The organism is Streptomyces sp. NPDC006872 (assembly GCF_040635845.1).
Lineage (GTDB): Bacteria > Actinomycetota > Actinomycetes > Streptomycetales > Streptomycetaceae > Streptomyces.
Genome location: NZ_JBEYIL010000004.1, coordinates 104,464 through 128,238, shown reverse-complemented (window position 1 = coordinate 128,238; position 23,775 = coordinate 104,464). Strand labels below are relative to the sequence as shown.

The 23,775-nt window shown below is 72.5% G+C and carries 13 protein-coding genes; 9 read left to right on the top strand and 4 right to left on the bottom strand.

What is annotated here, in order from left to right:
* Positions 1-56 precede the first annotated feature (56 nt).
* The 8 genes from ABZ725_RS13725 (at position 57) to argB (ending at position 8,974) form a co-directional block, all read left to right on the top strand.
* Entirely contained in the window at positions 57-1,682 is a 1,626-nt protein-coding gene (locus ABZ725_RS13725) for an ABC transporter substrate-binding protein (protein WP_358802870.1), read from the top strand.
* An 8-nt stretch (positions 1,683-1,690) separates the two neighbouring features.
* Complete coding sequence (locus tag ABZ725_RS13720; protein ID WP_358802869.1) at positions 1,691-2,656, top strand: ABC transporter permease; 966 nt, start codon at positions 1,691-1,693, stop codon at positions 2,654-2,656.
* The gene (locus tag ABZ725_RS13715) at positions 2,653-3,597 is read left to right on the top strand and encodes an ABC transporter permease (RefSeq protein WP_358802868.1); all 945 of its coding nucleotides are present in this window, start codon (positions 2,653-2,655) and stop codon (positions 3,595-3,597) included. Before ABZ725_RS13720 ends, ABZ725_RS13715 begins: the two co-directional genes overlap by 4 nt.
* Positions 3,579-5,336, top strand: a complete 1,758-nt coding sequence (locus ABZ725_RS13710; protein ID WP_358802867.1) for an ABC transporter ATP-binding protein — start codon at positions 3,579-3,581, stop codon at positions 5,334-5,336. Before ABZ725_RS13715 ends, ABZ725_RS13710 begins: the two co-directional genes overlap by 19 nt.
* Positions 5,333-6,169, top strand: a complete 837-nt coding sequence (locus ABZ725_RS13705; RefSeq protein WP_358802866.1) for a DUF1684 domain-containing protein — start codon at positions 5,333-5,335, stop codon at positions 6,167-6,169. Before ABZ725_RS13710 ends, ABZ725_RS13705 begins: the two co-directional genes overlap by 4 nt.
* Complete coding sequence (locus tag ABZ725_RS13700; protein ID WP_358802865.1) at positions 6,166-7,236, top strand: LLM class flavin-dependent oxidoreductase; 1,071 nt, start codon at positions 6,166-6,168, stop codon at positions 7,234-7,236. Before ABZ725_RS13705 ends, ABZ725_RS13700 begins: the two co-directional genes overlap by 4 nt.
* A 129-nt stretch (positions 7,237-7,365) precedes the next feature.
* Positions 7,366-8,028: an isochorismatase family protein gene (locus ABZ725_RS13695; protein ID WP_358802864.1), complete on the top strand. Its 663-nt coding sequence runs from the start codon at positions 7,366-7,368 to the stop codon at positions 8,026-8,028.
* Positions 8,029-8,098: 70 nt separating this feature from the next.
* Positions 8,099-8,974 carry an acetylglutamate kinase gene (argB, locus tag ABZ725_RS13690; protein ID WP_358803252.1) on the top strand — a complete coding sequence of 292 codons (876 nt, stop codon included), beginning with the start codon at positions 8,099-8,101 and terminating at the stop codon, positions 8,972-8,974.
* 81 nt (positions 8,975-9,055) lie between these two features.
* Here argB and ABZ725_RS13685 read toward each other — a convergent pair whose 3' ends face one another.
* Both ABZ725_RS13685 and ABZ725_RS13680 read right to left on the bottom strand, forming a co-directional pair.
* Complete coding sequence (locus ABZ725_RS13685; RefSeq protein WP_358802863.1) at positions 9,056-9,565, bottom strand: GNAT family N-acetyltransferase; 510 nt, start codon at positions 9,563-9,565, stop codon at positions 9,056-9,058.
* 35 nt (positions 9,566-9,600) lie between these two features.
* Positions 9,601-9,813: an MbtH family protein gene (locus tag ABZ725_RS13680; protein WP_351902188.1), complete on the bottom strand. Its 213-nt coding sequence runs from the start codon at positions 9,811-9,813 to the stop codon at positions 9,601-9,603.
* Between the two features lie 94 nt (positions 9,814-9,907).
* Between ABZ725_RS13680 and ABZ725_RS13675 the strand changes: the two genes are divergently transcribed.
* On the top strand, positions 9,908-11,029 hold the full coding sequence (locus ABZ725_RS13675) for an alpha/beta hydrolase-fold protein (RefSeq protein ID WP_358802862.1): 1,122 nt from the start codon (positions 9,908-9,910) through the stop codon (positions 11,027-11,029).
* Positions 11,030-11,085: 56 nt separating this feature from the next.
* On the opposite strand, the gene ABZ725_RS13670 is transcribed toward ABZ725_RS13675, so the two are convergent.
* Both ABZ725_RS13670 and ABZ725_RS13665 read right to left on the bottom strand, forming a co-directional pair.
* Positions 11,086-12,789 (bottom strand): ABC transporter ATP-binding protein, encoded by a 1,704-nt coding sequence (locus ABZ725_RS13670; protein WP_358802861.1) that lies wholly within the window; start codon positions 12,787-12,789, stop codon positions 11,086-11,088.
* Positions 12,776-23,719 carry an amino acid adenylation domain-containing protein gene (locus ABZ725_RS13665; RefSeq protein WP_358802860.1) on the bottom strand — a complete coding sequence of 3,648 codons (10,944 nt, stop codon included), beginning with the start codon at positions 23,717-23,719 and terminating at the stop codon, positions 12,776-12,778. Before ABZ725_RS13665 ends, ABZ725_RS13670 begins: the two co-directional genes overlap by 14 nt.
* Positions 23,720-23,775: the final 56 nt, after the last annotated feature.

The window sequence follows — 23,775 nt, the reverse complement described above, 5'->3', positions numbered from 1 at the left end:
CCGGAATGTTCTGAACGGGCACCTGCGCGACGGCTTCGGAGTAGGAGAACCATTCCGTGATAGCGCGTACGGATTCCCGGCCCACCCGGTGGGCGGCCCTCGCGGTGCTCGTGACGAGCGGCGTGCTGCTGAGCGCCTGCTCGGCGGGCGGCGACGGCAGTTCGAGCAGCGGCGGCGGCCAGGCCCGCTCCGGCGGCACACTGACCTTCGCCGTCGGTTCCGACGCCGGCTGCGTCGATCCCCAACAGGTGGGCAGCAACGACACGATCTACTCGCTGCGCCAGATCGTGGACTCCCTGACCGACCAGGACCCCAAGACCGGCAAGATCGTGCCCTGGCTCGCGAAGAGCTGGGACATCAGCACGGACGCCACGACCTTCACCTTCCATCTGAGACCGGGCGTCACCTTCAGCGACGGGTCGGCGCTGACCGCCCAGGTGGTGAAGGACAACTTCGACGCGGTGCCGAAGCTCGGCGCCCTGGGCACGCTGGCGCAGGGGTATCTGAGCGGCGTGGACAGCACGACCGTGGTCGATCCGCTCACGGTCCGGGTCACGTTCAAGCAGCCCAACGCGCAGTTCCTCCAGGCGACGGCGACGCATTCGCTGGGCATCGAGTCGTCGGCGAGTGTGCAGAAGAGCCCGCAGGACAAGTGCAGCCAGGGCGTGGTCGGTTCCGGGTCGTTCGTGCTGAAGGACTACGTGCAGAACCAGTCGATCACCCTGGCCAGGCGCGCCGGGTACGCGTGGGGTTCCGCGCTGTGGACCAAGAAGGGCGAGGCGTACCTGGACAAGCTGGTGTTCAAGGTGGTGCCGGAGGCGGGTGTGCGCACCGGGAGCCTCCAGTCCGGGCAGGTGGACGCGATCAGCGGCGTCGGCAGGTCCAACGAGTCGGCGCTGAAGAGCGGCGGCCAGGTGGATCTTCAGCAACGGGCCAACCCCGGGGTGGTGTTCAACCTGGGGCTGAACAACTCCCGGCCGGCGCTGAAGGACGTCAGGGTACGTCAGGCGATCTCGTACGCCGTCGACCGGCAGCAGATCGTGGACACCGTGTTCCCGACCGGTACCGAGCCCGCGACCAGCATCCTGGCGCACACCACCCCCGACTACTCCGACCTCGGCGCGGAGCTGACCCTGGACGCGGCGAAGGCCGAGTCCCTGCTGGACTCGGCCGGTTGGAAGACCGGCGGCGACGGCATCCGGGTGAAGAACGGCAAGAAGCTCAGCCTGACCGTCTCGTGGTTCCCCAACGCGGCCACGAACCAGCCCTCGCTGGAGCTGATCCAGCAACAGCTCAAGGCCGTCGGCGTCGGCGTGGTGCTCGAGCAGCTGCCGGTCACCCAGTTCGCGCCGACGCTGCAGTCCGGTGACTTCGACGTGGTGTGGGGCAATGTGACCCGCGCCGACCCGGACATCCTGCGCAGCTCGTTCTCCACCCGCTTGGCCAACTTCTACCAGCTGTCCACCGGCCCCCTGGACACCGCACTGAGCGAGCAGGCCGCGACGGCCGACACCGCCAAGCGGAAGCAACTGGTGGTCCAGGCACAGGAGTTGCTCGTGCGGAACGCCTATGTCGTCCCCGTGGTGGAGCTGCAGACCCAGCTCGGGGTGTCGAAGAAGGTGCACCGTCTCGACTTCGACGCCTCCAGCCGGATACAGCTGCACGACACCTGGATCGGCTGACGGCCGCCATGCGTCTCTACGTCGTCAAACGCGTCGCGCAGGCGATCGGCGTGCTGTGGGCGGCCTACACGGTGGCGTTCCTCGTGCTGGACTTCCTGCCCGGCGACCCGGTGTCGGCGATGGCCGGCGCCGGAGCGGACACCGGGCAGGTCGATCCGGCCCAACTGGCCGCGCTCCGGCATCAGTACGGCTTCGACAAACCGGTGCTCGCACAGTACGCCGACTACCTCGGCCGGGCGGTGCGCGGAGACTTCGGCGACTCGATCTCCACCGGCCGGTCGGTGACCTCGACCCTGGCCGAGGCGCTGCCGGGGACGCTTCAGCTGACCGGGGCGGCGCTGCTGCTCGCGGTACTGGGCGGCGGCGGTCTCGCGGTGCTGGCGACCTACACCACCCGGCGGTGGCTGCGGCAGCTGCTGCTGTCGTTGCCCCCGCTGGGGGTGTCGGTGCCCACGTTCTGGGTCGGACTGCTGCTCGTGGAGCTGTTCTCCTTCCGGTTGCGGCTGTTCCCGGCGTTCGGCAACGACGGGTTGCGCGGTCTGGTGCTGCCCGCGGTGACGCTCGCGATCCCGACCGGCGCGCTGGTCGCACAGGTGCTGTCCAAGAGCCTGTTCACGGCGCTGGACCAGGCCTATGTGGAGACCGCCCGGGCCAAGGGCGCGGGGCGGCTGCGGATCCATCTGCGGCATGCGCTGCGCAACGCGTCGCTGCCCGCGCTGACCGTCGTCGGGCTGCTGGCCGGTCAGCTGATCGCGGGGTCGGTCGTCGTCGAGACGGTGTTCTCCCGCGACGGCCTCGGCCGGGTGACGGCCGCCGCCGTCACCGTCCAGGACATCCCGCTGGTCCAGGGGGTCGTGGTGTTCGGCGCGGTGATCTTCGTGGCCGCCAATCTGATCGTCGACCTCGTCTATCCGCTGCTGGATCCGCGGATCGTGGTGGCCTCGAGCAGGAACAGGAAGGTGAGTCCGGCATGAGCCAGACCCTCGCCGACGGCGTCTCCGCCGATGACCTCTCCGCCGACGCCGCGCTCGGCACGGCGCGGCCGGTCGGACCGGGCGGCGACGCCCGGGTACTCGGGCGCGACTCCGGACCGCGGCGGTTCCTGCGGTTCCTCGTGCGCCGTCCCGGTCTGGTGGTCTCGGTTCTCCTGCTGGTCCTGGTGGTGCTGGCCGCGTTCCGGCCGGGGCTGTTCACGTCGCGGGACCCGCTGCAGGGGGTGCCGTCGGAGAACTTCCGCGGCCCGAGCGGCGCGCACTGGTTCGGCACCGACGAGCTGGGGCGTGATGTGTTCTCCAGGGTGGTGCACGGGGCGCAGTTGTCGCTGAAGGCGACCCTCATCGCGGTGGCGGTCGCGTTCGTGGTCGGCGGGCTGATCGGCCTGGTCGCCGGGTTCGTGGGCCGCTGGGTCGAGGACGTGCTGATGCGGTTCGTCGACGTGCTCCTCTCGATCCCGGCGCTGTTCCTGTCCCTGGCCCTGGTCACCGCGCTGGGCTACGGGACGGTGAAGGTGGCGGTCGCGGTGGGCATCGCCAGCGTCGCCCAGTTCGCGCGGGTGACCCGGGCGGAGGTGCTGCGGGTGCGGCAGGCGGTCTTCGTCGAGGCTTCACGCTCGTGCGGGGCGCGCTGGTACTCGGTGCTGGGCCGGCATGTGGTGCCCAACGCGGCGGGTCCGGTGATCGTGCTGGCCACCCTCGACTTCGGCGCCGCCATCCTCGCCGTGTCGGCGCTGAGCTTCCTCGGCTACGGGGCTCCGCCGCCGGCCCCGGAGTGGGGCACGTTGATCTCCGAGGGCCGTAACTACCTGGCCAACGCCTGGTGGCTCACCGCGCTGCCGGGACTGGCGATCGCCGCGACGGGGCTGGCCACCAACCGTCTCGCGCGAGCCCTCGACGGCGAATGGTCCGGGCAGCGATGACCGGCCCGGTGACCCACGGGAAACAGAACGAGCGAGAGACGGACGCAGCCGTGACGAAAGAGGCCGTTGCCGAGGACGCGCCGCTGCTGGAGGTGCGGGGCCTGTCGGTGTCGTACCGCACCCGCGGCGGCGTCGTGGAGGCGGTGCGGGGGGTGGATCTCGACGTACGGCCGGGCGAGGTGACCGCGGTGGTCGGCGAGTCCGGATCCGGCAAGAGCACGACCGCCCACGCGATCATCCGGCTGCTGGCGGCGAACGGCGGCATCGACGCGGGCACGGTCCGCTTCGGCCGGCACGACCTCACCGCGCTCTCCGAACGGGAGTTGCGCACGGTGCGCGGCGCGCAGATCGGCCTGGTGCCCCAGGATCCGACGGTCTCGCTCAACCCGGTGAAACGCATCGGCGAACAGGTCGCCGAGGTGCTGCGCATCCACGGGCTCGCGACCCGCCGCGCCGCGCCGGCGGCCGCCGTCGAGATCCTGGACCGGGCCGGGCTGCCCGACGCGGCGACCCGTGCCCGGCAGTACCCGCACGAACTGTCCGGCGGGATGCGGCAACGGGCCCTGATCGCCGTCGCCATCGCGGCCGGGCCGAAGCTGATCATCGCCGACGAGCCGACCAGCGCCCTGGACGTCACCGTGCAGCGGGTCATCCTCGACCGTCTCCAGGAGCTCACCGAGGAGTCCGGGACCGCGGTGCTGCTGGTGACGCACGACCTCGGCGTCGCCGCCGACCGGGCGCGGCGGATCGTGGTCATGTCCGAGGGCCGGGTCGTCGAGGCCGGTCCGACCCGCGACGTCCTCGACCACCCCCGGCACGAGTACACCCGGCGACTGCTGGCCGCCGCCCCCAGCCTGACCACGGCTCGTCCCCGGGCCGTCACGGTCCCCGGGCCCGCACCCGCCTCCGAGCCGGTGCCGCTGGTCGAGGTCCACGGCCTGGTCAAGGAGTTCCGGCTGCCCGCCGCCCACGGCTCGGCGCGCTCGCTGCGCGCCGTCGACGACGTCGGCTTCACCCTCCACCGCGGCCGGACGCTGGCCCTGGTCGGAGAGTCGGGCTCGGGAAAGTCCACCACCGCCCGCATGGTGCTGCGGCTGACCGACCCGACCTCCGGGCGGATCCTGTTCGACGGCGCCGATGTCACCGCCGCGCGTGGGGCGGAGGCCAGACAGCTGCGCCGACGGGCCCAGCTCGTCTACCAGAACCCGTACGCCTCGCTCGACCCGAGGTTCTCCATCGGCGAGGTGATCACCGAACCGCTGCGCGCGTTCAAGGTCGGCGACCGCGCCTCCCGACTCGACCGGGCCCGGGAACTGCTCGACCGCGTGGCGCTGCCGGCCTCGGTGCTGGACCGCCGCCCGGCGGAGCTCTCCGGCGGGCAGCGCCAGCGCGTCGCCGTCGCCCGGGCCCTGGCGCTCTCGCCGGACCTGGTCGTCTGCGACGAGCCGGTGTCCGCGCTCGACGTCTCCGTCCAGGCCCAGGTCCTCGACCTGCTCGCCGAGCTCCAGGCCGACACCGGGGTGGCGTATCTGTTCATCTCGCACGACCTGGCCGTCGTACGGCAGATCGCGCACGAGGTCGCCGTCATGAAGGCCGGGCGCATCGTCGCGACGGGCACCGCCGACGAGTTGTTCGCCCGCCCCGCCCACGCATACACCCGCGAACTGCTCGCGGCGATCCCCGGCCGGCAGCACGCCCCGGCCGACCGCGAGCACCGGCCATCGAAGGAGCACGCATGACCCTCCAGGACACCCCAGCCGACCTGCACGCCTTCACCCGCGACTGGAAGGAGTGGCACCGCGCGCAGGAAGCGCGGCTCGCCGCCCCGCACGGCTTCCTCGCCGTCACCGGTCTGCACTGGCTCGGCGAGCGGCCCGAGCGCTTCCCGGACGCCCCGGGCGCCTGGTCGACCGGCGCCGACGGGGTCGTCGTAGTCCTCGACGACCTCCTCGACGACGGCGCGGAGCTGGTCGTCGACGGGACCCCGGTCCGGGGCGAGCACCGGTTCGGCGTGCTGCCGGAGCGCGGCGGGGTGAACGCGGTCTGGGGCGACTCGGTGATCGAGGTCGCCAGGCGCGGCGGGCACGACATCCTCCGCCCCCGGCGCCCCGACGCCCCGCTGCGCACCGCTTTCACCGGCACGCCGGCCTACGCGCCGCACCCCCGCTGGTCCGTGACCGGCCGTTACACGGCCTTCGACGAGCCCCGGCCGACGACCGTGGGCGCCGCGGTCGAGGGTCTCGAACACGTCTACGACGCGCCGGGGCGGATCGAGTTCGAGCTGGACGGGCGGGAGCTGGCGCTGACCGCGTTCCCCGGGCACGCTCCGGGCAGTCTGCTGGTGCTGTTCACCGACGCCACCTCCGGCGTCACCACCTACGCGGCGAACCGGGCCCTCGCGCTCGACCCGCCCGCCGCCGACGGCACGGTCGTCCTGGACTTCAACCGGGCCACGAACCTGCCCTGCGCCTACACCGACCTGGCCACCTGCCCGCTGCCGCCGGCCGAGAACCGGCTGTCGGCGGCGATCGAGGCCGGGGAGAAGCTGCCTCGCGAGCGGGGCGGTTCATGAGCGCCGCGTCCCGCGCCGGCGCCTCCCGCCCCGCCGCTCCCCGGATCGACTCGCTGGCCTTCCTCACGCCCGGCAACTTCGCCGACGACGACCCGTACACCGGCCTGGAGGAGACGCTTCAGCTGTTCGAGTACGGCGAACGGATCGGCTACGACGGCGCCTGGATCCGCCAGCGGCATCTGGAGCACGGCGTCGGCTCGGCCGCGGTGTTCCTCGCCGCGGCCGGTCAGCGCACCGAGCGGGTCGAACTGGGGACCGCCGTCATCCCCATCGGATACGAGAGCCCGTTCCGGCTGGCCGAGGACCTGGCCCTCGCCGACGTGCTGTCCCGCGGCCGGCTCCAGGTCGGCTTCAGCACCGGCATGCCGCACGCCGAGCTCCTCGGCGATCTGGTGTACGACGGGGACTGGCGCGCCTTCGACCTGTCGTACGGCAGGATCGCCCGCGTCGTCGACAACCTGCGCGGCGACCACCTCGGCGGTCCGGACACGGTGATCCAGTCGCCGGGCAACACCCAGCGACCGCGGCTGCAACCGCACGACCCCGGTCTGGTGGACCGTATTTGGTACGGCGGAGGGAGCCTGCGCTCGGCCCGGTGGGCCGCCGGGCAGGGACTGAACCTGCTCAGCGGCAACATCGTCACCGGCGAGGGCACCGACGACTTCACCACGGCCCAGCTCAACCTGCTGGCCGAGTACCGGCGTTCGCTCCCCCAGGACCGGCCCTCGCGGGTGGCGCTCGGCCGGGTGATCGTGCCGTTCGACAGCGCCGACGCGAACACCCGGGCCCGGTACCGCAGTTACGCGGCCGGCCGGCACGAGCGCACCCTGGCCCCGAGGGGGCCGAAGCGGACGCTGTTCGCCCCGGACGTGGTCGGCACCGCCGAGGAGATCCTGGAGCAGCTGACCGCGGACCCGGTGATCGCGGCCGTGTCCGAACTGCGCCTGGAGCTGCCGTACGAGTTCCGGCGGGACGACTACGAGCAGATCCTGTACGACGTCCGGCACCTGATCGCGCCCGAGCTGGGCTGGCAGCCCGCGACGGCGCAGCTGCAAGGGACGGCGTAGCGCGCCCTCAACACGCCTTCGCCGAAAGGCTGTTGAGAGGATCCCCTCAAGCACTTCTTAGTTTAGGCTAACCTAAGAAACTCGGAGGGCACTGATCCGCAGGCGCGTCGTGCAGGGAGGAAGACACCCATGGGCTTGCCGGCCATCTCCTCCTATCCCATGCCGGACGGCTCCGCCCTCCCTCGGTCGTACGCCTCCTGGAGGATCGATCCCGCGCGCGGCGCGCTGCTGATCCACGGCATGCAGAACCAGCTGGTCGGCACGTTCCCCGCGGGGCGCTCCCCCGTGGTGGAACTCGTGGAGAACATCACCGCGCTCCGGGAGCTCGCCGGAGCACTCGCCATGCCGGTCGTGTTCAGCGCCGAGCCCGCCGGGGAACAGCCGAGCAGTTGCGTCCAGGCGCCGGAGCCGGACGACGAGATCCCGGAGTCCGTCGACGAGCCCGACGCCGTCGGGATCATCGACTCCCTCGCCCCACGCCCCGGCGAGCACCTGCTGGGCAATGTGCGCCACAACGCCTTCCTGCGCAGCCGCCTCGACCGGCTGCTGCGCTCGGAGGGCCGCGACCAGCTGATCGTCTGTGGGGTGTACGCCCACCTCGGCGTCCTGCTGACGGCGGCGGACGCCTTCATGAACGGCTTCCAGCCCTTCGTCGTCGCCGACGCCGTGGCCGACTTCTCCGCCGAGGAGCACACCATGGCGCTTCGCTGGAGCGCACGCGGCAGCGTGGTCCGCACGACGGACGCCCTGCTGCGCGATCTGCTCCTGCACCGCGGACGGCGCCAGGCGTGACCGCATGACCGTCGACCCGGGCCTGCCCGAAAGGCTGTGCCCGTCCATGAAATGGAGTGGCTCCGTGACTGTGACCGCCGCCCGGGAATCCCTCGGGTCGTCTCCCTGGCCGCCGGAGCTGCGCGGCAGCGTGGTGGTCGTCAAGTACGGCGGCAACGCCATGGTGGACGCGAGCCTGCAGCGCGCGTTCGCCGAGGACGTCGTGGAACTGTGGCGGGCCGGGCTGCGTCCGGTCGTCGTACACGGCGGCGGGCCCCAGATCAGCGCCATGCTGGACCGCCTCGGGCTGGAGGTCCGCTTCGAGGCGGGGCTGCGCGTGACCACCCCGGAGACCATGGAAGTGGTGCGCATGGTGCTGACCGGGCGGGTGCAGCGGGAGCTGGTCGGCTGCATCAACGCCCATGGCCCCTTCGCCGTGGGCATGACGGGCGAGGACGCGCACACGATGACCGCGCGGCGGCGGCCGGCCTGGGTGGACGGCCGCCCGGTGGACATCGGCCTCGTCGGCGACATCGTGGACGTGAACCCGGACACCGTGCGCGCCCTGCTGGACCAGGGGCGCATCCCGGTGCTCTCACCGGTGGCCCGCGGCACGGCCGGCGAGGTCTACAACGTCAACGCCGATCTCGCGGCGTCCGCGCTGGCCACGGCGCTCGACGCCGAGCGGCTCGTGGTGCTCACCGACGTGGCGGGGCTGTACGCGGACTGGCCGCACAGCACCGAGGTGGTCGAGCGGCTGACCGTCACCGAGTTGGACGAGATGCTGCCGGGGCTGGCGAGCGGGATGCTGCCGAAGATGGAGGGCTGTCTGCGGGCCGTCCGGTCCGGAGTGCGCCGGGCGCACGTCCTCGACGGCCGGGAGCCGCACGCCCTGCTGCGGGGGCTCCTCGACCGGACCGGCCCCGGCACGACGGTGGTCCCGGACGAGGAGACGGACCGGCCGTGACGGACCAGGCATGACGTGACGGACAGGCATGACGGACCGGACGTGACCGGCAGGACGTGACCGTCCCCGGTTCCTGTTCTCTCACAGGAACCGGGCCAGCACCCGGGCGCCGCGGCGCGGGTCCAGGGACCTGGTCCAGGCGGGCGGCGCCGTGCGCGGGGACGCCGGGGTGAATCCGTGGCGCAGAAAGAGCCCGCCGCTGCCCACGGTGGCCGTGTACAGGGCCGTCAGCGACTGCGCGCCGGCCCGGGCGAGGACGGCGGTCATGAGCCGTGCGCCCACCCCGTTCCCCTGCCGGTGGCCCGCCACGCAGAAGTTGTACAGCACGCCGACGGGACCTTGACCGGTCGCCAGGGAGGCCGCGTGCACCCGCAGGGCGACACAGCCGTCGAGCGTGCCGTCGGCGGCCTCCGCCACGAGGAACTCGGCCGCCTGACGGACGTACAGCGAGGCGGGGCGCTCGCGCAGCGCTCCCGAGCGGACGAACGGCCGGGACAGGGCCGCGAGCGCCGCGGCGTCGTCCTGGCGTGCGGAGCGCACGCGCAGGACGGACGACGCGGCCGGGAGCGGGACGGGGTGGGGGGTGAGCATGGTTCTTCTCCGGGCGCGGGCCTCTATGCGGCGGGTCAGGCGTCCTTGGACGCCGCGAGGGAACGGGGGCGCAGGTCGGTCCAGTTGGCCTCGATGTGCTCCAGGCACGCGTCCCGGGTGTTCTCTTCGAAGACGACGGTCCACCCCCCGGGCACCTCGGCGAAGGACGGCCAAAGCGAGTGCTGGCCCTCGTGGTTGACCAGGACCAGGAAACGGCCTTCGCTGTCGTCGAAGGGGTTGGTGCTCATGTGCGGTGCCTCCTTGGAACGCCATTCTTAGGTTAGGCTCGCCTAATTAAGCTGAGCCTAGCGTTTCCCGCTTCCCTCTCACAAGGAGACGTTCATGCGCCCCCCGGCCGACATGGATGCCGAGACCGACACCTCCTTCGCCGCGTTCGGGCTGCCCGGCGAGCCCGGCAGCGCCGAGTTCTGGGCCGCGGCGGGGGCACCCGCCTCGGCGCCCGCCCCGGACGGCGGTTGGCTGACCCTGTTCCTGTGGCGCGGATCTCAGGCGAGCATCGGCTTCGAGGACGGGTCGCCGTCGGTCCCGCTGCGCCGGTGGCGCGACACGGACTGCTGGTACGCGCAGGTGCCCATGCCCGAACGGCGGTGGACGACCTACCAGTTCCTCGTGGACGACACGGCCTGCGCCGACCCGCTGAACCCGGTCGGCGCCGGCGGCGACCGGTCCCTCGCCGCGACCCCGGACGCGCCGGCCCAGCCGCACTGGCCCGTCGTCGGCGCGGACGACGTTCTGCCCGTCCCGCGCACCCGGATCCGCTGGAACAGCGAACGGCTCGGCGGACGGCGTACCGTGCGCGTCCACCCGGCGGGCGGCGGCGGACCGGTGGTCCTGCTGCTCGACGGGGACGACTGGCTGTATCTGCACCCGGCAATGACCGCGTTCGACTCGGCCGTCGCCGCCGGCGATCTGCCTCCCGTCACCCTCGTCTTCCTCCCGAGCAAGGACCGGCAGGTCGAGTTCGCGTGCCGGCCCGAGCTGTGGGAGGCGGTCCGGGACGAACTGCTGCCGCTGGTGGCGGAGTCCGGCGTGCCCGCCGACCTGGACCGGCTGGTGGTCGCCGGGCAGAGCCTGGGCGGGCTCAGCGCGCTGTACGCTGCGCTGGCCTACCCGGAGTTGGTGTCGCGCGTCGCCTGTCAGTCGGGGTCGTTCTGGTGGACGCCCGACGCCGTGGATCTGCCGGATCCGTTGCGCGACGGGGCCGTCGGGGGCGCAGTCGCTGCGCTGCTGCGGGCCAACAAGCCCGACCTGTCGGGCCTGCGGGTCGCGTTCGACGTCGGGGAGCACGAGCCGGGCATGCTGCCCCACTGCGCGGTGGTTGAATCGCTGGCCGAGGAGGCCGGTGCGACCGTGCAGGTTTCCCGGTCGGCCTCCGGCCATGACCGGGTCGGATGGCGGCATGCCCTGTTGAGGGACGTCGCCTGGGTTCTCGCAACGCCGTAGTTGCCTGCGGGCCCGGTGGGGGCTGAGCGCGCAGTTCCCCGCGCCCCTATGGGGCGCTACCGCGCCACCGCCGCGCAGTAGTCCTCGTCCCTCGCCAAGAGGTTGCGGTGGGTGTCCTCTGCCGTGATGGCGCCGTCGTCCAGGACCAGGACCCGGTCGGCGGCGTCCAGCAGGGCCGGGCTGCTGGTGATGACGACGGTGGTGCGGCCCCGGCGCAGCTTCGCGACGTTGCGGGCGATGAGCTGCTCGGTGACCGCGTCCACGGCGGTCGTCGGGTCGTGCAGGACGAGGACGTCGGTGTCGGCGGCCAACGCGCGGGCCAGCGACAGACGTTGACGCTGCCCCCCGGAGAGGTTCGCGCCGCGGTCGCGGACGGCGTAGTCGAGCCCGTCCCGGTGCAGGGCGACGACGTCCGTCAGCATGGACGCCTCGACGGCCTCGGGCACACTCCGGCTGGTGCCCGAAGGGTCGATGTTGGTGCGCAGGGTGCCCGCGAAGATCTCCCCGTCGTACGGGTTCACCAGCAGATGCGCGCGGACCGCCTCGACCGACAGGTCCGCCAGCTCCCGCCCGCCGACCCGCACCACGCCGTCGTACGCGTCGGGCGGGACGTTCACTGCCAGGACCGACGCGAGGTCGGCCGCCGCGCGCGGCTGGTAGGCGGCGATCGCCACGAACTCGCCGGCGGACACCTTGAGCTTCAGCTTGCGCAGGGACCCGTGCCGGACGCAGTCGATCTCCAGGTCCCCGCCCGCGGCCGGGCGCTCCGGTCCCGGGGTCGTCACCGGCGGGGCGGTCAGCACCAGCGCCATCCGCGCGGCCGACGCGCGCGCGATCATCACGTACTTCGGCATCTCCGAGAACAGTTTGAGCGGCTCCATGATGAACTGCGCCAGGCCGACGGCCATGACGAGCTCCCCGATGGTGATCTCGCCGCCGAACGCCAGCCAGCCCGCCGTCAGGGTCACGGCGGCGGCCAGGATGGCGTTGAGGGCCAGCGCGGTGCCCGCGTACACGCCGTTCACCTTGGCGACGGTGATCGCCTGGTGCTTGGCCTCCGTGCTGACCTTCCGGTAGGACCGGAACGCCGCGTGGTTGCCGCCGAAGCCGTGCAGCGGGCGCAGGCCGATGATCAGGTCGGCGACCTTCGCGCCCGCCCGCGCCACCCGGGCCTGCTGCTCCTGGGTGCTCGCGCCGATCCGCTTGGACATCACGCTGAGGATCGACAGGATCGCGACGGTTCCAACGATCACCAGCGCGCCGAGCCGCAGGTCGGCCAGGCCCAGTGCGACCGCCGCGACCACCACCGCGACCAGCGAGCTGATCAGCAGCGGCACCACCTCGATGATGTCGGCGGTCTGGTCGGCGTCCTCGGTGGCGATGGTCAGCACCTCGCCGGACTTGAGGTCCATGTCCCGGGCCACCGGCTGGAGGCCGCAGGCAGCGACCTCGACCCGCCAGCGGTGCGCCTCGGTCGTGTTGGCCTTCTGCAGGATGCGCATGCCGAACCGCCACGACAGCGACACGGTCGTGATGATCGCGGCGAGCGCGCCGATCGACACGGCGAGCGCGCCGAGGTTCCGGTCGCCCTGCATGGTGTGTTCGACGATCAGGCCGAGCGCGATGGGAAAGGCCGTCTCACCGGCCTGGTAGAGGCCCATGAGGACGGTGCCCCAGACCATGGCGCCGACGTTGCGGCGCAGCGCGGACTTGAGGATGTCGGACCCCGGGCGGGGCCGCTGCGTGTCAGGAGTTGTCATCGAGATGGCGGGCAATCGCTTCCGGGGTTCGCAGGGTGAACAGGTCACGGATGGTGATGACAGGACCGTACTCCCGGCGGAGCAGCCCGTTCAGCCGCACCGCCAGCATGGAGTGCCCTCCGAGGGACACGAAGTCGCTCACCGCGCTCACCTCGTCGTCGTCCAGGTCGAGTGCCTCGGCGAAGAACTCGCAGACCGTCGTCTCGGTCTCGGTCCGAGGGCCGCGCTCCCCCGCCGTCGTCAGCGCGCCGAGCGGCTTGGCCTCCGGCAACGCCTTGGTGTCAGCCTTCCCGTTCACCGTCAGCGGGATGCTGTCGACCTGGGCGAAGTGCGTCGGGCGCAGGAAGTCCGGCAGCGCGGCGCCCACTTCGGCGGCGACGGCAGCCAACTCGGCGCCGTCCAGGACGAGATAGGCGGCCAGTCGGTAGGAGCCGTCGACCTGCGGGTCGGGCTGGGCCACGGCGGCGACGAAGCGCACCGCCGGGTGCGCCGCGAACGCGGCCTCCACCTCGCCCAGCTCGACCCGGTGGCCGCGGATCTTGACCTGCTGGTCGGTGCGGCCCAGGTAGAGCAGGTTTCCGTCGGGCCGCCGCGCCACCAGGTCGCCGGTGCGGTACATGCGCGCGCCTGGCTCGCCGAACGGGCAGGCGACGAACCGGTGCGCGGTCTGGGCCGACTGGCCGAGATAGCCGCGCGCGATGCCGATGCCGGACACGTACAGCTCGCCGGGCACACCGTCCGGCAGCGGCCGCAGCCACGGGTCCAGGACGTACACGTCGGTGTTGTCGATCGCGACGCCCACCACCGGGTCCTGGCACTCGAAGGTGCCGACGCCGAGGGTGTTGATGGTGTACTCGGTGGGCCCGTACAGGTTGTAGCCGACCGTCCCCTCGGTCTCGGCGAGCCGCTGCCACAGGGTCGGGGTGACGGCCTCGCCGCCCAGCAGGACCAGCGCCGGCCGTCGCGCCGGGTTGTCCAACAGCCCTTCCGCGACCAGCTGTTGGGCGTAGGTCGGGGTCACGTTGATGACGTCGACGCCGTGTTCGAGGCAGTACTCGACCAGCCGGGGCGCGTCACGGCGCAACTCCTCGTCGCAGATGTGCACTTCATGCCCGTCGGCGAGCCAGAGCAGCTCCTCCCACGACATGTCGAAGGCGAACGACACGGTGTGCGCGATCCGGAAGATCCGGTGGCCGTGGTCGGCCAACACCGGTTCGAAGATGCGGCGCTGATGGTTGATCAGCATGTTGGTGAGCCCGGCGTACTCGGTCACCACGCCCTTGGGCTTCCCGGTCGAGCCGGAGGTGTAGATCGTGTACGCGGGGTGCCGCAGCCGGTCCGGGTCGTCCGGCGTGAACGTCCGATACGGCTCGGCGTCGGGCAGCGGGCGGTCCAGCTCGATGAGGTCGCCGGTCAGCCGGGGCGACACCGTGCTCACGGTGAGGGTGACGTCCGGGCGGGCGTCCGCCACGATCGCGGCGATCCGCTCGTCCGGGTGGTCCAGCTCCAGCGGCACATACGCGGCGCCGACGCGCAGCACGGCGAACAGCGCCACGATCCAGTCGAGGGAGCGCGGGATCGCGAGACCCACGTTCGTCTCGGGGCCGATGCCGCGCTGGGCGAGGACGCCCGCCACCGCCCGGCTGCGGTCGCGGAGTCGGCCGAAGGTCATGGTCGAGCCGTGGGCGACGAGCGCGACCCGCTCCGGGTCGCGGTCCGCGGCCAGGTCGAAGCGGTCGACGACGGTGTCCGTGCCGACGTCGGTGCGTTCGGCGCGCTCGGGCTCCGGAGCCGGGCCCCGCAGCGCGCCGACCGGGCCGGTCGAGCGGGCCAGGTCCTCGAGCACCCGCAGGTAGTCGTCGAGGAGACGGCGGGCGCCCGCGGTGTCGTCGTCGCGGTACTCCAGCTTGACCGTGAGCCGGTCGCCGGGCGTGACGACCCAGGTGAAGGGGTAGTGGGTCGAGTCGTCGGCCTTCACCGCGGTGATGCCGTGCCGGGCGTTCATCTCGGCGAACGCGTCCATGTCCAGGAAGTTCTGGAGCACGAACAGGTTGTCGAACAGCGTGTCGTGACCGCTGGCCCGCTGGATCTCGCCGAGCCCGAGGTGCTCGTGCTCCATCGCCTCGACCCGGGCCGCCTGCACGGCGAGCAGATACTCCCGGACGGTGTCGTCGGGCCTGGCCCGCGTCCACTGCGGGACGGTGTTGAGGAGCACGCCGACGATGCCGTCCAGGCCGTCGCCGTCCCGGCCGGAGACGGTCACCCCGAACACGGCGTCGCTGCGGCCCGTGTGGGCGCCGAGCAGCAGGCCGAACGCACCGGTCAGCACCGAGTTCAGCGTGACGCCGTGCACGCGGGCGGCTTCCCGCAGCAGTTCGGACTGCTCGACGGTCAGCGCCTGCACAAGCGCGCTCGGCAGGTCGTCCGAGAGGGCCGGCGTCGGTCCGGCGAGCAGCGTCGGGCCGGGGAGAGCGGCCAGATGCTCGGCCCAGAAGCGTTCCGATACCGCCGAGTCCTTGGCGTCGAGCTCCCGGGCGTAGTCCTCGAAGCTCGGCGTGGCGGGGGCCGCGTCCCAGGGCTCGCCCGCGAGGACGGCCTCGTAGGCGTCGAACAGGTCGCGCAGCACGATCTCGCGGGACCAGCCGTCCCACAGCAGCAGGTGGTAGCTGAGCAGCAGGCCGTCGCGGCCGTCGGGGAGACGGACCACGGTCGGCCGGATCAGCGGGGGCTCACCGGGGTCGAATCCCGTGTCGCGGTCGCGGGCGCGCAGCTCTTCGACCTCCGCGTCCGTCGACAGCTCGACCGTGCGGACGTCGACCCGCCGGCCCGCCGAGAGGACCTGGACCGGGTTGCCGTCGTCGTCGGTGGTGAAGCCGGCTCCCACGACCGGGTGCCGGGCGATCACGTGCGTCATCGCCTCGGCCAGCGCGTCGGTGTCCAGGCGCCGGTCGAAGGTGAACCAGCTCTGTGCGACGTAGTGTCCGGCCGAGCCCGCCATCTGGGCCTGGAAGTACAGACCTCGCTGGAGCGGGGTGACCGGCGCCGTGCGTTCGGCCGTGGCGGAGACGTCCGCGATGCCTTCCAGCGCGCTGCGCCAGTGCTCGGTGATCTCGTCGGGGATGCCCTCGGCGAGCGTGAACGCCGTGTGCAGGCTGCCGGTGGCCGCGTCGATCCACGCGTTGACCTCGACGGCGTACGGGCTGCCCTGGTCGCCGCCGGTGAGGTGCAGCGCCTGGGACTCGCTGCCCCGGCCGAGGTAGTTGAACAGCACCTGCGGGCGGGCGGTCAGCAGCGGGGCCGTCTGCGGGTTGAGGTACCTGAGCCGGCCGTAGGCGACGTGCCCGCGCTCGTCCGGCTGGCGTTCGACGAGCTCGCGGGCCGCCGCGACGGGGTCGGTGTGCGCGGTGAGCCGCACGGGCGCGATGGAGGTGAACCAGCCGACCGTGCGGGTGTAGTCGTGGTTCTCGAGGACCGGGACCCGGCCGTGCCGCTCCAGCTCGATCGCGAGATCGGTGGGCGCCGGCTGGACGCGGGTCAGCGCGGTGCGCAGCGCGCCGCACAGCAACTCGGTGAGCCCGACGCCGAGTGCGGCGGGCGCGGTCCGCGTCACCCGGTCGCTGACGTCGGGGGCGAGCACGACGGTGGTCTCGCGCAGCCCCTCGATCGCGGGCAGCAGGGCGGGCGCCTGGAGCGTGTCGACCCAGCGCCCGAGGTCGTCGACGGCCTGCGCGGACCGGAGCGTCAGCGCTTCGGCGTACTCGGCGTAGGAGGTGGTCGGCGGCGGCAGGGCCGCGCCGGTCAGCGCGGTGGCCAGGTCGTCGAGGAGGACCAGCCAGGACACCGAGTCGACGGCGAGGTGGTGCACGGTGACCACCAGGGTCCGGCTCGCCTCCAGCCAGGCGAACGCGACGACGTCCCCGGCCTCGGGATCGAGCCGGTCGGCGGCCTCGTTCGCCACGGCCGTCGCGTCGGTCGTGTCCGGCCGGACGACGGTGACCTCGCGGGTCGCCGGTTCGGTGCGCAGGGCCCACACCCCGTGCTCGACGCGCAGCCGCAGCCGCAGGGCCGGGTGCGCGGCCACGACGGCGTTCGCGGCGCGCTCGACGTCGGCGAACCCGGCGCCCTCGGCGACCGTCAGCGTCCTGGCCTGGGCGAACCGGGCGAGCGAGCCGCCCAGTTCGCGCTGGCGCAGGATGATCGGGGTCGGTGTCAGCGGGCCGTCCTCGCGGCGGGCGGGCACAGCGGCCACGGGCTGCGGGGTGCTCGCCGTCCCCAGCTGCTCGGCGAGCGCGCGAGGCGTCCGCAGCAGGAACACGTCCCGGGGCGCGATCGGCAGTCCGAGCGCCCTGGCCCGGTTGACGACGGTGATGGCGACGATGCTGTCGCCTCCGGCCCGGAAGAAGTCGGTGTCGGCGTCGGCATCGGAGCCGGGAAGGGTGTCGGCGAAGATGCCGACCAACGCGGCGAGCGCGGAGTCGTTCGCGGCCGCCGGGGTGTCGTCCGGTGCCTGTGCCTGTGCTTGTGCGGCGTGCGCGGCCAGTGCCTTGCGGTCCAGCTTGCCGTTGACCGTCAGCGGCAGGGCGTCGACGGTCAGGACCCGCCCCGGCACCATGTGCACGGGCAGCTTCGCCGACAGCAGGTCGGTGAGATCGGCCGGCGCCCGGCCCACGATGTGGGCGACCAGGTGGTCGCCGCTGTCCGCCACGGTGACGGCGACGTCGACCACGGAGGCGAGTCCCCGGATCGCGGCCTCCACCTCGCCCAACTCGATGCGGAAGCCCTTGAGTTGGACCTGGTCGTCGGCGCGGCCGGCGAACTCCAGCTCGCCGTCGAGGGTACGGCGGGCGAGGTCGCCCGTGTGGTACATGCGGGAGCCGTCGCCCGCGAACGGGTTTGCCACGAACCGGCCCGCGGTCAGCCCGGGCCTGCCCAGGTAGCCGAGCGACACCTGGTCGCCGGCCACGTAGATCGCGCCCACCCGGCCCGGCGGCACCGGCCGGAGCCGGTCGTCGAGCAGATAGGTGACCAGGCCGGGGATCGGACCGCCGATCGGGCTGACGTCGTCGCCGAGGGCGAAGTCCTCGTCGGTCAGCACCCGGTGGGTGACATGGACCGTGGTCTCGGTGATGCCGTACATGTTGACCAGCTCGGGTCGGCCCGTGCCGTGCCGTTCGACCCAGCCGCGCAGTCGCCCGAGGTCGAGCGCCTCGCCGCCGAAGACGATCCGGCGTAGTGCGGGAACCGGCTCTCCGGCGTGCCGGTCGGCCTCGATGAACTGGTAGAACGCCGACGGGGTCTGGTTGAGCACGGTCACTCCGCGCTCGCGGACCAGCCGGTGGAAGTCGACCGGGGAGCGGGTCAGCCCGTACTCGGGCACCAGCAGCTCACCGCCGTGGGCCAGCGCGCCCCACAGCTCCCAGACCGCGAAGTCGAAGGAGAAGGAGTGGAACTGGACCCACACGTCCTGCGGGCCGAAGTCCATGTCGGGCCGGGTGCCCGCGAGCAGCGACACCACGCTGGAGTGCGGGACGACGACGCCCTTGGGCCGGCCGGTCGACCCGGACGTGTAGATCACGTACGCGGGGTCGTGCGGGCCGACCTCGGGCTCGGTGCCGAGATCCTGCGGCAGCTCCTCCCCCTGGACGAGCACGCGCGCCGAGACGCCCGCCCGGGCCAGCAGCCCGGTGAAGCGGTCGCGCTGCTCGCGCTCCACGAGAACGACCTGCGGGGCCGCGTCGGCGAGGATGTACTCCAGCCGTTCGTCCGGGTACGCCAGGTCCAGCGGCACGTACGCGCCGCCCGCGGTGACGATCGCGACCAGGGCGACGACCTGTTCGAGGGAGCGCGGGACGGCCACGGCGACCCGCTTGCCCGGCCGGACGCCGGCCGCGCGCAGGGTCGAGGCCAACTCGTCCTTGGCGTCGGCCAGTTCGCCGTAGGTCAGGGACCGGGTGCCGCCGTCGAGGGCGCACTGGGTGACGGCGGTGGCGGCGGGGTCGCGGTGCGCGGCGGCGTCGAACAGACCGCCCAGGGTCGTCGCGGTGGCCTGCTCGGGGCGTGGGGCCCGCTCGGGCGCGAGCTCGTCGACCAGGGCCTCGGGCCGGGTGAGCAGGCCGGTGAGGGTCTCGGTGAAGGTGTCCAGGATCGTCCGGGCGCTCGACTCCCGCAGCAGTTCGCCGTCGTAGATCAGGTTGAAGCGCGGACGGCCGTCGAGCGCGCGCTCCACGACGAGGGTCAACGGGTAGTGCGGAGCGCCCTCGTTGACGATGTCGGCGATGACCAGCGTGTCGCCGGGCCGACGCAGACCGGCCACGTCGGTGGCGACGTCGAACACCACCAGGGTGTCGAACAGGGAGCCGGCGCCGGCCTGGCGGCCGATCCGCGCCAGCGAGACGTGCTGGTGCGGCAGTACCGCGCTCTGGTGTTCGCGCACCGCGGCGAGGAGGTCGGACGAGGTGGTGGCAGGGGTCCACCGGGCGCGCACGGGGATCGTGTTGATGAACAGACCCACCATGTCCTCGATGCCGGGCACATCCGCGTCGCGTCCGGAGACCGTGGAGCCGAACACCACGTCACGGCCGTGCAGAAGGCCGCCCAGCGTCACCGCCCACGCGCTGTGCACGGCCACGCTCAGCGGCACGCCGGCCGAGCGGACGGCCGCGTCGATGTCCTCGCCCGGCTCCACCGCGATGTCGGTGAAGCGGTCGGAGGGGGTGTGCCCTTCGGCGACCAGCGAGGGGCCGGGCAGCTCGGCGAGCTGTTCGCCCCAGACCCGGTCGCTCTCGTCGTCGTCGAGTTCGGCGAGCCGGCGCACATAGTCGGGGAAGCCGCCGAGCGGGTACACCGTCCCCGGCGCGTGGTACTCGGCCAGCAGTGCACGGAGCATCGGCGGCACCGACCAGCCGTCGGCGATGATGTGGTGCACGGTCTGCACCAGGATGCTGCGGCCGATGCCGGCGCGGATGAGCGTGTAGCGCATCAACGGGCCGGTGGCCAGGTCGAATCCGGCACGGCGGTCGCGCTCGGCGTACTCGCGTATCTCGGCGTCGGTGATGCCGGGGCGGTCGAGCGTGGTGAAGGGGGCCTCGACTGCGCTCTCCAGGACGGAGACCACACGGCCGTCGGCGAGGGACGTGAACCGGGCGGCCAGGTTCGGGTACAGCGTGAGCAGCCGGGTGGCGGCCGCGGCGAGCCGATGGGCGTCCACCTCCCCGCTCAGTGTGAGCAGTTGCTGCTCGACGTAGGCGCCGGCCGAGTCGTCGTCGAAGACCGAGTGGAAGTACAGGCCCTCCTGGAGCGGGGTCAGCGGCAGGATGTCCCGCAGCGTCGGGCCGTCCAGGTCGTCGACGTCGGCCTGGGTGAGGGGCACCGCGGCGAAGTCGCTGGGCGAGTGGCCGCCTTCCTCCAGTGCGGCCAGGCCTGCCAGGGCCTCCCGGAAGTAGGCGCCGACCGTCTCGATGTCCTCGTCGGTGAACATGGCGTCGGGCCAGGAGACGGTGGTGACCAGCTCGTATCCGCCGGTGGCGGCGGGTTCGGCGATCGCGTTGAACTCCAGGGCGCGCGGCAGGCGCATCCTCGGGTCGCGCTTCTCGCCCAACTGTCCGGTCGTTCCGGCGAGTTGCCAGTGCTCGGAGGAGCCGGCGTCGAAGCGGCCGAGGTAGTTGAAGAGCACCTGCGGCGCCGGGGCGTCGAACTCGGTCCGGGTCAGGTAGCGCAGGGCGCCGTAGGAGACGCCGTTGTCGGGCACCCGGGCGAGGTCTTCCTTGACGGCCTTGAGCGCGGCGGCCAGGTATGCGGGGGCGGTGAGGTCGGGGGCCGGGCCGGGGTCCACGGTGACCGGGAACAGGGTGGTGAACCAGCCCACGGTGCGCGAGAGTTCGGGTTCGAAGCCGACGGCGTCCGCGACGAACTGTCCTTCGCGGCCGTGGCCTTCGAGCTCGATGTGCGCGAACGTCTGGTCCTGGCCGAGGTCCCGGCGCCAGCGGGCGAGGGTGACGGCGAGCGCGGTCAGCAGGACGTCGTTGACTCCCGCGTGGAACTTCGCGGGGATCTCGCCCAGCAGCGCGGCCGTGACGTCGGGGCCGACGGAGACGGTCCGCACCCGTTCCCGGGCGACGGTGTCGGCTTCGGACAGCGCGCGTCTGCCGACCGGCTCGTCCGTTCCCGGCAGGGGACGCCAGAAGTAGGCGCTGTCCGCGTCGAACGCCGCGCGTTCCAGCGCCTGTGTCCAGCGCCGGAACGACGTGCCGACCGGGGGCAGTTCGATCGGCACGCCGGCGGCGGACTGCCGCCAGGCCGTGGCCAGGTCGTCCATCAGGACCCGCCAGGACACGCCGTCGATCACCACGTGGTGGACGACCACGACCAGTTGTCGCGCCGCCCGCCGCCAGACGGCGCGCAGCATCGCGCCGTCCGCCGGGTCCAGAGCGTCGGTGGCGAGCGCCACGCACGCGTCGAGCGGTCGGTCGCTCTCCTGCCAGACCCCGGCGGTGGGGCCCGGCTCGGGGATGTCGAAGCTCCAGCGGTCGCCGCGCACGAGCCGGGCGCGCAGCATGTCGTGCCGGCCGAGGACGGCGGCGAGGATCTCGTCGAGGGAGTCGGCGGTCAGCTCGGCCGGGGTGTTCAGCACGACCGACTGCACGAAGCCACGAATCGCGTCGGTGGTCTCGCCGAGCCACTGCACGATGGGCGATCCCACGACGGAGCCGGTCGGCACGTCGCCGTGGTCGACCGTGGAGACGTCCTCCCGGCCGGCCACCGCCGCCAGCGCCCCGACGACGCTGTGGGTGAAGATCTGCCGTGCCGTGACATGGAGACCCGCCTCGCGCAGGGCGGAGAGCAGCGAGATCGCCAGGATGCTGTCGCCGCCGAGCCGGAAGATGTCCTGGTCGACGCCGACCTCGTCCAGCCGCAGCACCGCCGCGACCGCCGCGCACACGATGCGTTCGTTCTCGGTGCCGGGCGGGACGATCGTGCCGGTGACCACCACGGGCTCGGGCAGCGCGTTGCGGTCGAGCTTGCCGTTCGCGGTGAGCGGGAACTCCGTCAGCACGACGATGTGGGTGGGCACCATGTACTCCACCATGTGCTCGACGGCCCACGTCTTGACGTCGTCGGCGCGCAGCTCGGCGCTGCCGGCGGCCGGGATCACATAGCCCACCAGGTAGGTGCCGCCCGCCGAGTTCTTCTTCGCGACGACGCAGGTGTGCCGTACTCCGGGGTGTTCGGCGAGGCCGACCTCGACGTCCTCGATCTCCAGCCGCATGCCGCGGATCTTGATCTGGTTGTCGGCGCGGCCGAGGAAGTCCAGCGACCCGTCGGGGGCGAACCTCGCCAGGTCGCCGGTCCGGTAGAGCCGGGAGCCGTCGTCGGCGAAGGGGTTCGCGACGAACCGGGACGCGGTCAGGCCGGGCGCGTTGACGTAGCCGCGCCCCAGCAGGAAGCCGCCCACGTACAGCTCGCCGCCGACGCCGACGGGGACCGGGCGCAGCTCGTCGTCCAGCACGTACAGCTGGGTGTTGGGGTTGGCCTTGCCGATGGACGTCGACAGGCGTTCCGCCGCTCCCCGGTAGATGACGTGCGAGACGCCGATCGTCGTCTCGGCCGGGCCGTAGCCGTGGTACATGGGGATGTCGAGCCGGGTGCGGAACCGTTCGTACAGCTCCGGGGTGAGCACCTCGCCGCCGCACCACACGTGCCGCAGGCTGTCCAGCCGTCCGGAGTCGCCGGCGATCTCCAGCAGCACGTCCAGCATGGACGACACCAGGTAGGTGAAGGTGACGCGCTGTTCGGCGATCACGCTCAGCAGATGGTGCGGGTCGCGTTCGCCGCCGGGCCGCAGGACCACCAGCCGGCCGCCGCTGACCAGCGGCAGGAAGATCTCGTTGATGGAGATGTCGAAGGAGAGCGGCGCCTTGAACAGCGAGGCGTCGTCGTGGCCGAAGTGCAGGATCTCGTCGACCTGCCACAGCAGGCGCTCGCTGATCGCCTCGTGCCGGATCATCGCGCCCTTGGGCCGCCCGGTCGAACCGGACGTGAAGATCACGTACGCCAGCGCGTCGCCGGGGACGGCGACTTCGGGCGCCTCGGCCGGGTAGGAGCCGTACGCCCAGTCGCCGAGGTCCACGGCGACGGCTTCCGGTTCCTCCGGGGCGTGCTCGCCCGAGTCGTTGAGCTGGACGACGACGCGGGCGTCCTCGATGACGACGGCACGGCGGGCGGCCGGCCACTGCGGGTCGAGGGGCACGAACGCGCAGCCCGCCTGGAGCACGCCGAGCAGGCCGATCACCATGTCGGCGGAGCGGCCGAGCGAGATGCCGACGACCTGCTCGGCGGTGAGCCCGCGTTCGATCAGACGATGGGCCAACTGGCCGGACAGCTCGGCTGCCTGACGGTAGGTCAGCGAGCGGTGCTCGTCGACGACGGCGACGGCGTCCGGCCGGGTCCGCGCCTGCTCGCGGAACAGCTCCACGACGGTCGGGCGGACCCGGTCGGCGTGGGTGTCGTTCCACCCGGTCAGGGCTTCGAGCCGTGTGGTCACGTCGGACGGGCCGATGGTGCCGAGGGGCCGGTCGGGGAAGTCGGCCAGGTCGTCGAGGGCGAGTTGGGCCTCGGCGAGCTCGACGCCTTCCGGGACGGTGATGCTGCGGCCGTCCGAGACGTCCGCACCTTCCACGCCGTCCACACCGTCCGGGCCGACCTGCCAACCGCCGGGTCCGGCACCGCCGTTGTCGACCCAGCCGAGGACGTCGGCGAACAGCGTGCCGGGGGTGAGGTCGATGCCGTCGGGGCTGCGGCCGGTGGCCCAGTACGACAGCCCGATGGCACACGCTTCGGCGATGGTCCTGTCGGAGAAGTCGCCGGTACGCCGGCGTACGTCGGCCAGGCGCGTGGGAGAAAGCAGCACAACGCGCGCGCGGGGTTCCATCATCGAAGACTCAGCATCCCTTCCATGGTATGAAAGTTAGCCTAACCTAAATTAGGGTT